The 11,887-nt window shown below is 71.1% G+C and carries 6 protein-coding genes; 5 read left to right on the forward strand and 1 reads right to left on the reverse strand.

Annotated elements, in window-relative coordinates:
- The first annotated feature begins 133 nt into the window (after window positions 1-133).
- Together AQJ58_RS15440 and AQJ58_RS15445 are read left to right on the forward strand one after the other, a co-directional pair.
- A complete protein-coding gene (locus AQJ58_RS15440; RefSeq protein WP_067250292.1) occupies window positions 134-1,147 on the forward strand; it encodes a serine/threonine-protein kinase in 1,014 nt (337 codons plus the stop codon).
- Window positions 1,148-1,327: 180 nt separating this feature from the next.
- Window positions 1,328-3,379 carry an N-6 DNA methylase gene (locus AQJ58_RS15445; protein WP_067250295.1) on the forward strand — a complete coding sequence of 684 codons (2,052 nt, stop codon included), beginning with the start codon at window positions 1,328-1,330 and terminating at the stop codon, window positions 3,377-3,379.
- 28 nt (window positions 3,380-3,407) lie between these two features.
- Here AQJ58_RS15445 and AQJ58_RS15450 read toward each other — a convergent pair whose 3' ends face one another.
- Window positions 3,408-4,889: a serine/threonine-protein kinase gene (locus tag AQJ58_RS15450; RefSeq protein ID WP_067250916.1), complete on the reverse strand. Its 1,482-nt coding sequence runs from the start codon at window positions 4,887-4,889 to the stop codon at window positions 3,408-3,410.
- A gap of 182 nt (window positions 4,890-5,071) precedes the next feature.
- Here AQJ58_RS15450 and AQJ58_RS15455 point away from each other — a divergent pair, with 182 nt between their 5' ends.
- From AQJ58_RS15455 to AQJ58_RS15465, 3 genes are read left to right on the forward strand one after another with little or no spacing between them, the layout of a single operon-like run.
- Window positions 5,072-6,817, forward strand: a complete 1,746-nt coding sequence (locus AQJ58_RS15455) for a PD-(D/E)XK nuclease family protein (protein WP_234360060.1) — start codon at window positions 5,072-5,074, stop codon at window positions 6,815-6,817.
- Complete coding sequence (locus AQJ58_RS15460; protein ID WP_067250299.1) at window positions 6,810-8,078, forward strand: pPIWI_RE_Y domain-containing protein; 1,269 nt, start codon at window positions 6,810-6,812, stop codon at window positions 8,076-8,078. Before AQJ58_RS15455 ends, AQJ58_RS15460 begins: the two co-directional genes overlap by 8 nt.
- Window positions 8,071-11,841, forward strand: coding sequence for a pPIWI_RE_Z domain-containing protein (locus AQJ58_RS15465; protein WP_067250302.1), 3,771 nt, complete (start codon window positions 8,071-8,073; stop codon window positions 11,839-11,841). The genes AQJ58_RS15460 and AQJ58_RS15465 overlap by 8 nt, the downstream gene beginning before the upstream one ends.
- Window positions 11,842-11,887: the final 46 nt, after the last annotated feature.

Raw genomic sequence — 11,887 nt, forward strand, 5'->3', positions numbered from 1 at the left:
CAAGAGCATGTGAACTCAGTCAACGAACAAAGCGTCGCGCGGGCGGCATTCGAAGCACCGCCGTGTCACACTCTCCCTGACACCAGCCCGGGCAGGGCGCGGCAGGGCACGGAGGGGACGGGCCGGAGCGCAAATGGACACCGGAACACTGATCGCCGGTCGCTACCGGATCAAGCGTCTCATCGGCCGGGGCGGCATGGGAGTCGTCTGGCTCGCCCACGACGAGAACCTGGGCCGCGACGTGGCGTTGAAGACCATGAACGTCGATCCGGGACTCACCGAGGAGCAGCGCGCCCGCGACGCCGAAAGGTTCCGCCGGGAGGCGCAGGCTGTCGCGCGACTCGATCACGCGGGCCTCGCCACCGTCTACGACCTCGGCGAGGAGAACGGCACCCGCTTTCTCGTCATGCAGTACGTGATCGGGCCCCCGCTCGGCGACCGGATCGTCGAGGAGGGCCCGCTCTCCATCGAGGAGACCGCGTCGATCGGCGTCCAGATCGCCTCGGTCCTGGGTTCAGTGCACGCCCGCGACGTCGTGCACCGCGACCTCAAGGGCAGCAACGTCGTGATCCGCACGGACGGCGTGGTCAAGGTCCTCGACTTCGGAGTCGCCGCCTTCCTCGACCCGGACACCACAGGCCTCACCACGACCGGTGAGCGCCCCGGCAGCCTGGAGTGCATGGCGCCGGAACAGGTGCAGGGCAAGCCGGTCGACCCCCGCACCGATCTGTACGCGCTGGGCTGCCTGCTGTACGCGATGCTGACGGGCGAGCCAGTCTTCACGCACGAGTCCGAACTGATGCTGCCCGGCATGATCCTTGAGCAGCCGCCCGTACCGCCCGGAAGGCTCCGCGCGGGCATCCCCTCCGAACTGGAGGACCTGGTGCTCCAGTTACTGGCCAAGGACCCCGACGAGCGACCCGCCCACGCCGGCGAGGTGTGGCGGCGCCTCGCCGTGTGGCTACCCGAGCGCCGCACCCCCGAACAGGCACTCCTCCCGTGGGCCGAGGTTGACCCGCTGCGGCCCTTCACCCACCCGATGGGACCCGAGGCCCGGCCGGTGCGGGCATGGGCGGCATCGGGGCGGAACGGCCGACCGGGGCGGACGGGGGCGACGTCCGGGCGGCACGGCCGGCCGTCGCACTGACCCTCGCACCTCGTCGACCAGAACGCGACATATGCCCCCACACCCGCCATTACGCATCTGTGAACAAAGTCAATGGTCATGTACGCTGACGGATGCGGTTCGGAGGAAGGGTGGCTTGATCACACACCCATGACCGAGGGGAAAAGTCCTCCCTCCACCAGAAATGCCCTGGGAGTGTAAATGTCCACGTCGCGCGCCGTACCGGTGACCTTGGCCGAAATCGCCCGCCTTGCGGGTGTGGGACGAGCCGCGGTGAGCAACTGGCGGCGGCGGCATCCGTCCTTCCCGGAGCGGATCGCCGGCACCGACACCAACCCTCAGTTCTCCTTGACCGACATCGAGGGCTGGCTGCGCGACAACAAGAAGTTGAAGAAGTCCGCCGAGAGGGAATGGCTCTGGCCCGGTTTCGAGGCGCTCGGCGGGCGTGACGAGACAGGGGCCGCGATCGCCGAGGCAGGACGGCTCCTCTCCGGGCGAGTGGGCGATGAAGGCGAAGAGATCCGTGCCGACACACAGGAGCTGATCGAACGGGCCGTGGATCTCGGACAGCGTGAAGGAGGCACGGAAACGTTCGCGTTTCTGCTGCGCCGCTGGCTCGACGTCCATGTGCGCCAGATCGCCACGACCCCGGAACCGCTGGCATCCCTCATGGCGCAACTCGCCCTCGGGGCGGCCAACGGCCTGGCGGGCGACAGCCCGGGCGGCTCCGGCGGCACCACGGTCATGGACCCTGCTTGCGGCCCCGGGCATCTCCTCCTGGCCGCGGCCGACGCCGCGAGGGCATCCGGCGCCGAGGCACTCACGCTGCTCGGCAGTGACCGGGACGCCGTCCTCGCCTCGCTGGCGGACTCCCGCATGGCCCTCGCCGAGAACGAGGGCCACAGGGAGAAGGAGTGGGCGCAGGTCTCCGTTCGGGCTGCTGACTCCCTACGCGACGACCCGTTCTCCGGCACCCCCGCCGACATCGTCCTGTGCAACCCGCCCTTCAACGAACGGGACTGGGGATACGAGGAGTTGGCCACCGACGCCCGCTGGAGCCACGGCCTTCCCCCGCGCACCGAGCCCGAACTCGCCTGGGTCCAGCACTGCCTGGCCCAGCTGCGGCCCGGCGGCGCCGCGGTACTGCTGCTGCCGCCCGCCGTCGCGGCCAGGAAGGCCGGCCGCCGCATCCGCGGCTCGCTGCTGCGCACCGGGCAACTGCGGGCCGTCGTCGCGTTGCCGCCGGGCTGCGCCGCACCGCACAGCGTCTCCCTGCACCTGTGGGTGCTGCGGATGCCCGTCCACGGGGAAGGCACACCGGTGGGCGATCGGCTACTGGTCGCCGACGCGGCCTCGCGCTTCCCCCGGGACCCGGAGGAGAAGTGGACCCCCGACTGGGCGGCGATCAGTGCTTTCGTGCGCGAGGCCGTCGAAGAGGCGGACTCCCCACAGGCCCCTGCCTACGTACGACAGGTACCCGTCATCGAACTCCTCAACGACGAGGTCGACCTCACCCCTGGACGCCACATTGCCCCGCCCCCGGCGGACACGGCACTCCGACTGGCCGAATCCTGGCGGGAGTTCACCGGGCTCACCGCGAACGTGAACAAGTCGGCCAGGCTGCTCGCGGCGCTCGACCTCGCCACGGCCGAGGCGGACACACCGACGGCAACCACAGTCGCCGAGCTCGCCCGGGCCGGGGCGCTCACCCTGCGCGGCGGCCAGCAGCCGCCGGAGGAATCGATCCACGCCGGCCCGCCGTCCGACGACGGCATCCCCCTCCTCACCGTCCCCGATCTTCTGGTGGACGGCGAACCCCGCAGCTGGCTCGCTCCCGGCACCGCGGCGGCCGGCGAGGCCGTCATCGCCGAACCCGGGGACATCGTGGTGGTGGGCGTCGCCCGTGCCTTCTCCGCCTGGGTCCACGAGGGGCCGCCGACCGCCCTCGGCCCCCAACTGCATGCCGTGCGAGTACAGCCCGAACAGCTCGACGCCTGGTTCCTCGCCGGTTCACTGCGGGCTCCCGCCAATGCCCGGCAGGCCGGCACCCACACCACGAACTCCTCCCGCATCGACGTCCGCCGTCTTCAGATCCGCCAGGTTCCCCTCGGAGAACAACGGCGCTACGGAGAGGCGTTCCGCGAACTCACCGCCTTCGAACGGCTGCTGCGCCGCGCGGCCGACCTCGGCACCAGCCTTGCCCGCGACCTTGGCGACGAACTGGCGGCCGGACGCCTCGCCAACCAGGCGTAGCACATCGGCCCGCCCGCACCAGCCGACGTCACGCCTCCCTGCACCTGGGCTCGGCGAGGCGGGCCGTGAGCTGGGCGTCGACGGCGTGGCGTACGGCCTCGACACGAGCCGCGAGTTCCGGTGGCAGTCCGGCGGCGGTGCGGCCCGCCGTGTCAACCGCCGCGATGGCCGCCTCCAGTTCCCCGAACGTGAGCCGGCACTCGGCCGTGCGCAGCCGGATCAGCGCGCGATCGGCCCGCTCGTCCGGGCCGTCCCCGTGAATGAGATAGTTGTCGACGGCCTGGTAGAGGCGGGCCGCAGCGCCGAAGTTGCCGGAGAGGCGGAATCCGTCCGCAGCCCCCTGCCACACGCGACGCACCAGAGGGCGCCGCTCACCCCACTCCTTGCGGACCCGTTCTGTCAGACCGTGCAGCCGGTCGGTCGCGTCGCCCGGCTCACCGGCCGCGATCTCCGACTCGGCCTGCGCGCAGAGCTGTTCCACCACGCGGGCGTCCAGCCACTCATCGGCCGGTGCGGACGCGACAGGCAACGCGAGAGCGACCGGGCGCGGACCAACAGCCCGGTCCCGCGGCCGACGCAGGGGGGCGGTGGGCTCGGGGTGGGTGCGGGGCCGGGGCTCGGGATCGCCGACGCCCGGGGCGAACGGGTCGAGGACCTCCAGGACCTCGTCAACGGCCGGGCGCTGCTCGGGCTTCTTGGCGAGCATCCGCAGCACCAGATCGTCGATCGGCTCCGGGATGCCCGCGGCGTACGTGCTCGGTGGCAGCGGCTCCTCGTTGAGGTGCTTGTCGGTCAGGCCGGACTCCGCGCCGAGCGGGAACGGGGGCCGCCCGGTGAGGAGTTCGTAGAAGATGCAGCCGAAGCAGTAGACATCCGTGCGCGTGGTGGGCTCGCGCTCCAGGAGCTGCTCCGGCGCCAGATAACCGCGGGTGCCAAGCGTCGAACCGTGCGCCGTGTAACGGGTGGCGTCGGCGTGCAGCGGCTTGGCGATGCCGAAGTCGATGAGGACGACCCACCCCTCCTCATCGATCATGATGTTCGCGGGCTTGAGGTCCCGGTGTACGACCGGGAGCGTGTGTGCGCAGGCCAACGCCCCTGCCACCTGGATGGCGACGGCAACCGCCGTCGCCAGAGGCAGGGGGCTGTGCTCGTCGAGGAACGTCCGCAGACTCACTCCGGTCACCAGGCGCATGGCGATGTAGGGGACGCCCCGGTGCGATCCGCTTCCGTACAGTTCGGTGATTCCCGGATGGTCGAGCGTGCCCAGGAGGTTGGCCTCGCGCCGGAACCGGGCGTTCCTGACGGCGAGTTCGACATCCCGCTCGTACGGGTCGAGGCAGTACAGGGCCTCGGAGTCGTGGCGCAGGAACTTCACCGCCACCTCCCGCCCCCCGGACACCTCTCGGGCCCGCCAGACCTGGGCCATCCCGCCCTTGCCCAGAGAGTCCTTCAACTCGTAGCGCCCGTTGACCAGATCACCCACGCCGGGCTTGTACGTATCCGCGTCCACCACTGTGCCCCTTCGCACCGCTGCGCATCAGACCCACCAGCGTAGCGTGAAAGATTCTGGACACGAGCCGTCCATGGACTCAGTTCACAGATTTATGCCATGCTCTAGTGGCGCCCGGACGTCCTCGGACTCCCGTTGCTCTGGGCACCCTCCTGCCCATACCGCCTGCCACGGGGGTCACCATGCAGAACCCACCCGGCGTCGTCGGCCACGACTGGTTGATCAGGGCGAGCCCCCGGATGGCCCGGCCCGACGACGCGGCCTGTCCCACCCACCGACGCACCGCGATGCGGCCCCTGCTCGTCGCCGACCCGGCCGTGTCGTTCCGGCGCCCACCCCGCGAGGAGTTCGGGTTCGGCCCGCTGTTCACCGCCCTCGACCTGCTGGAATACGACGGATGGTCCGTGGAGCGGGTACGCGAGGAACTCCGGGGCACCCGCGGTCCCTTCCGGGGATGGGGCGCCCCGGTCCACCCCGCCCACCTGGCCTGGACCGCCCACGCCCTGGAGCGCTACGTGGCCGCCCGTACCCGCGAACAGGCAGCCGCCGTCGAGGCCGGGCTGCCTGAGACCAAGCCGGTGAAGCAGCCATGGACGTGGCGCACTTCCCGCACGGACGCTCCCGACGCGCGTGGCGCCCGGCAGTACGAGCACACCCTCTGGGGCCGCATGTACACCTCCTCCGACGGAAGGGTGCGCGACCTGTGGCTGCCTTCCATGGGCCGGGCCAAGACCCACCGCCCCGACGCGGAACTCGGGGCCGTGGCACAGGTGATGGCCTTCGGCGCGCCCACGCCTCGCCGCAAGCAACGCGCCCAGCCTCCGCCCACCGCGACCGAGAGCACCTGCTTGCCCCAAGTGGTCCGCGTCTTCGACGTCGGGTGCGCCGACGGGTCCGTGGAGAAGCTGCTCTCCGAAGACCCCGCCAAGGCGAGTCAGCGGTTCAGGGACGACGCTGTGCCTGCCTTCGTCACGGCTGCCACCGAACTCGGCGTGCAGCCCGGGGAGAGCTGTGTCGACTGCAAGGCCATCGCCGGCTGCACGGATCTGAAACGCACCCCGCGGCTGTGGGGCGGGCACCCTCCGGCTCTCGCACGCCCACGCCGCTCTGTCTCCGTCTGGGACCTGCGGCTGCACGCCGAGTGCCCCGCCCAGTACCACCTGGTGCGGCGACTGCACCTCAACGACCTCTCGGCCGAGGACCGGGGGGCACGGCGCGGCAGAGCCGTCGATGCCTGGCTCGACGCAGAGCACGCCGAACGCCCGGTGCGCGGCTGCCGGGACCGCGAGATCCCCGAGCCGACGGCGATACGGGCCAGGGCCGGACTCGACGACACCTCCGCACGCGAGGCTGCCGGGATGCTCGCGGAACACCGGCTCCTGTGCCCCCTCAACGGACTTGACGCCGACGAGCAGGTGCTCGTACAGCATCGGGTCACGGCCTACGTGCCCGAACTCGACATCGTCGTCCTCGCCGTACCCGACCTGGTGTACACCCACCGCGGCCGGTGGATCTGGCGCGAGACCAAGACGTCGGCCCGCCCCCTGTGGGAACGCGATTCCCTGCTCCACACCTATCCCCAACTCGCCCTCGGTGTCCTGCTGTTTCACGCGGGCGCGCTGGGCGACGACCCGCGCCGCTCCTGGGTCGAACTGGAGCACCTACGTGAGGGCCACGGGGAGAGTCGGCTCGAACCCATCGACCCCGGCCGCGACGAGAACGTCGACGAAGCCCGGGCCGTCATCACCGAACTCGCCCAGCCACTCCTGGACGACACCACCTACGAACCGAGGACCGGACGACACTGCCACGGCTGTCAGGCCCGGACCTGGTGTCGGCCCGGCACCGCCTACGTCACCGACCATCCGCGCCCGCCGAGCCCCGACACGCAGACCTCGCCACGAGGAGACGCCACGCCCCATGCCTGACCAACAGCTCGTACCGGACTGGCTGTCCAACCCCGATGTCGTCCTCCTGCGGGACGTGGCCACCGCCGTACTGCACCTGGCGGCCGTCGACCGCCTTGACTCCTTCACTCTGCCCTACCCGGCCGGCGCGCAGCGGGCCCTGGATGCCCTGGTACTCCAGTGCCTGCGCAACGGCGCCAAGCCCCCGGCCGGGGTGCCCGAGATGATGCGCTGGGCCCGCGCCCGCCCCTTGGGCAGCTGGCCCCTCGACCGGCTGCCCGCGGACCTGTTCGACACCGCGGACCGGCTGATCGACGAGGATTCCGGAGAGCCCGCGCAGCTCTGCCACGAGCTCGCCGTGCAGGGGTATGGCGACAGCACCGGACGGCAGTACGACCGCCTGGTGATCCACGAGGCCCTGCGCGCCTGCCGGGCCGTGTCGTCACCCGAGTCGTACACGGCCTTCCGTCGCCTCCTGGTAAATCGGCCTGTCCTCACCGAGGCGGACTGGACCGAGGTGAGCACCGACCTCTTCCTCGACCCCGTGCGCTTTCTCATCGAGGAGATCTACGCCCCCGTCCCCCTCGGGTTCCGCCGGGACGGCGCGTGCCTGTGCTGTCACCGCTGCCTGACCCTGCTCCATCCGGTGTCCGACACCGAGTGGTGGTGCGAGCGCGACCAGTGCCGGCACCAAGGTCCCCCACCGCGCGGTCGGCAACTCGTCGCGTCCGAGGTGGGCGAGCTGCGTCAACTGCGGAAACCTTTGCGGCAGTTCGTCACCGGCCCTGGACGCGCCGAGGTCTTTCTGGAGGGCGAGCTACGCGCCCTGGGCCTCACCGTCGAGATGTGGCCCGGCTTCGACGCGTACGACCTTCGCATCACCTTCCCCGACGGTCACGTATGGGCTGTCGACGTCAAGGACTGGGCACACCCCGCCTTCCTCGGACGCGCCGCCACCGCCGTCCGCCCCGAGCCCCCGTACGACGAAGCCTGTTGGGTGGTGCCCGCATTCCGGGTGCGTGCCCGCCGTGACTACCTGGCCATGTACGCCAGGGAGCGGGGCGCGGGGGCGGGCGGTCTGCGGCTACTGACGGACGATCAGCTGAAACGGACCGCGCGGCTGCGGCTGTCCGGCGAACGCGGGCCGGACGCGTCCATCGCGCCCCTGCACACAGTGCCTCCGGCCAGGGAGCACGGCGGGGCACGCACAGCGTCGTCCCGGTCCGGAAACCAGACGGCGGCGACCGACGGCGCCGGGAAGAAGGGAGCAGACCATGCGTGACCGTAGCAGCTGGTACCAGCCGGTCGTCGCCGCACTGAGGCCTTGGCCCGAAGAACACGCCGGGACCCGGCCCGCTCTGCTCTGCCAGGTCGAGCTCGCTCTGCGGCTGATGGAGACCGTGGCGCCCGGTCACGCTGCCGACGGGGCGTGGACGCTCCTCGGCGGCTACGGCCTCGCCTTCGCGCGGGCCTCGAAGCTCCCCACTGGCACCACCGAACAGGTCGCGCTGGCCGCGGCCCGGCACCTGCTCTGGCCGATGCGCCGTGGCCGGATGTGGGAGCAGAGCCTGGGCGCCTATTTGGAACTGCCCGAACGGCTGCGCGCGTACCGCGTCCCGGCGGCCGGGGAGCCCGCCCACCGGGTCCCCCTCAAGGTGGCGGCCGACCGCTTCACCACCTACGACGACGCGCTCGCGAAACTCCCCGGCTTCGCCACGAAGGTGCTTCCCCCGGCGGAGGCGGGCGAACATCGCTTCATGGACCGCCGCCACCGGCGCACTTCTGTCACCGTCCCCGCCGATCTCGTGCGGGACCCCTTCCCCGGCCACCCCCTCACCGCCGAACGCCCGGCCACCGCAGGCCCCCTCGACGTCCCACTCGACGAACTCGCCGACGTCGCACGGTGGATGGACGCGGAGGAGCGGCGGCGCGGGCTCAAGGCGGGGAACTGGGAGCAGCGTCTCGCCCAGCTCGACCTCGACACCCGTACCCCGGACGGGACAGTCTTCGAAGCGGCGTCCGCGCTGCCGCTCGACCGGCTCACCCACCTCGTCGGCATGGTCGGCGCCGGCAAGTCGACCTTGATGACCCTGCTAGCCGTCTGGGCGTACCACAAAGGCCTGCGCATCACTCTCGTCGTCGGCGACGTGGCCGAACAGCTGACGCTGACCGAGCTGTTCCGCACGCTCGGCCTTAGCGCCGCCCTGGTGCAGGGGGGCACGACGCGGCCTCAACACACCCAGCGGCTGCACCGCAGACTCGCCGCACGGGGAGAACACTCCCTACTGGCTCACACCGGACCCGTCTTCGCCCACCTCAGCACCGCCTGCCCGCTGGACGCCCTGCGCGCACTCGACACGTCCGAGCCCCTGCGCTACACCGACGCGCCCTGCGGTGGCCTTCACCCCGCTCGGCGCCAGCAGACCACCGAGGAGCCCGCGGCCGAGCGCGCCGTACGCGAACTCGAACGAGCCCGAGGCGCCGTCGACAGGGAGGGCGCCACGGACGACACCGACACCGACGAGCAGGACCTGGGCACCCCGCACGCCTGCCCGCTGTGGAGCGCCTGCCCCCGGCACTCCGCCGCGCGTGACCTCGTGGACGCGCTGATCTGGGTGGCCAACCCGGCCAGTCTCGTCCAGACGGCGGTTCCGCGTCAGCTAAACGCCGAGCGCCTGCGCTATCTGGAGCTGGCCTGCCTGCGCAGCGACATCGTCGTCGTCGACGAGGCCGACCGCGTACAGATGCAGCTCGACCAGATGTTCGCCCCGTCGGCCACGCTCGTCACCAAGGGTGTCTCCGACTCCTGGCTCGACCAGCTGCAGACTCACGAGATCGCCGAACTCGCCCGGCAGGGACGGCTGCAACTCTCCGACCAGGACGTCGAACGGTGGTCCGCCGCCCTGGACGTCGTCGGATCCGCCGCGAACCGGCTGTACGCCATGCTCATCGACGACGGAGCGATGCGGGACTGGGCGCAGATCGACTACTTCAGTGCCTGGACCCTTCAGGAGAAGCTGCTGCATGCCTGGTACCCGCTGACGCGAGGCCAGGCCGTCGGGCGGCCGGACAACATGAACGAAGAGGATGTCGAGGACGAGAGCACACTCTACGAGGACGAGGAAGGGCTCGGGGCCGATGGCGACTCCCCCGTCCCCGACGTTCCCTGGGTACAGCGACGCACCGCGATCACCGGGTTCTTCGACACGTTCCGCGACGATCCGCTCGGCGGACGCGGCCCCTACGGAACTCCCGCCGACGAGCTCACGGCCCTCGCCCACGACGTCCTGCACACCCTCGATGAGAAGCGGACACGACGCCGAGTCCGCGCGCTCCTCGACTCCTTCCTCGTCGGAGCGCCGGGCCCGGAACAGCGCCCCATGCCCGCTGCCAAGCGAGGCAAGGAGCCTGCCCCCGAGGACGTACCACTCACCGAGGAGTGGCGTGAACTCAACGCACGGCGGCTGGAGTTCACCCTCGTCCTCGCCGCCCTGCACCAACGCCTGGACCGGGTGACGTTCCTGTGGCCTCAGGTGGAGGCAGCGCTACGGCTGGACTCCGCGGCCCACGAGCTGACCCGCCGCCCGCCCCTCGACTACGCGCCACTACTGCCCGAAGCGCCCATGGGCAACGTCCTGGGCTTCCAGTACCTGGTGGACGAACGGGCCGCCGCCCGCAACAAGGACGGGCACCGCACCGGCACCCTGCGCTTCTTCCGTTGCGCGGGCGTGGGCCGGGAACTGCTCCTGGGTCTTCACCAGCTCGGCGCCGACCCAGGCCTCGGCAAGGCAGGCCCACACGTGCTGCTGATGTCGGGCACCAGTTGGGCCGGCACCTCTACCCGGGCCCACGTCCTCGCCCCCGTCCGCGCCGTACTGAAACCGCAGCGCAAGGCTCTCGATGCTATCCGGAAGACCGTGTTCCGCACCGAGTTCCTCTACGACGCCGCAGGACAGCCGATCCGGCTCTCCGGCCAGGACCCCGACCAGCGCGAGGACGTCCTGCGCCTGATGATCGACCGGCTCGCCCGGTCCCGGAGCGACGGCAACTCCTCCCCTCTCCAGAGCGAACTCGCCCAGATCCCCGACCAGCGCCGCAAGCGTGCCCTGCTTCTGGTGGGCAGCTACGCGGAAGCCAAGGTGGCCGCCACCGCCCTGAACGAGATCCCGCGCTGGCGTGGCCGGGTACGCGTCCTGGCCGCCGACGACGCCGAACTGGAGGCAGCCGTCGACGGGACGGCGCCGACGGGGAGCCAGGCGCCGGGCACGGGATCAGGTGCGGGAGCGGTCCGGCGTGGGGACCTCGCGTCCTTCGCCGACGACCCGGACGCCGAACTGCTCGTGGCGCCCCTCCTCGCCGTGGAGCGAGGACACAACATCCTCACCGCCCCCCAACGGCCCGGCGAGGAGAAGGTGGCGGCGTTCGGAACGGTGTTCTTCCTGGTCCGCCCGCATCCCCGCCCTGACGACCTCTCCCTGGCGGTCTTCGCCATCAACGACTGGGCGACGCGGTTCGTACGCGGTCAGCTGAAGCTGCCGGACGAAGGGACGTTCAGCGACATGGTCACCCAGGCCGGGGACCTGAACGCGGCAGGCAGTGCTTTCAGGACCACCGCACGCGGCGTGTGGCGGCACGTACTGTCACGGCCCTTCATCTACTCCTCGCTCTCCGATGACGAGAAGAAGTCCTTCGTCTGGGACCAGCTCGTCACCATCTGGCAGGTCATCGGGCGCCTCGTCCGCGGTGGCGTACCCGCCCGCGTCGTGTTCGTCGACGCGGCCTTCGCACCGCAACTCGCCGCGGCACAGGCCCCCTTCACCGGCCAGGGCCGGCGTCCACGCCGCGCAGGCGACCCCGGGCTGCTGGTCAGGCTACGGGACGTTCTGGCGCCGTACTTCGCCCACACCGACAAGGACACCGGCACCGTCGAGTACGGCGCGCGCACCGATCCCGCCGACGCCGCACTCGTCAAGCTGCTCTACCGCCCGCTGTACGAAGCACTGTGCGCCATGGGGACGTCACCCGGCCCGCGACCGATCGACTGAAATACGTCAACCACCGCCCTGAGCAGCACTGTTGGCGAGCAACCGC

This window comes from Streptomyces sp. DSM 15324 (assembly GCF_001514285.1).
Lineage (GTDB): Bacteria > Actinomycetota > Actinomycetes > Streptomycetales > Streptomycetaceae > Streptomyces.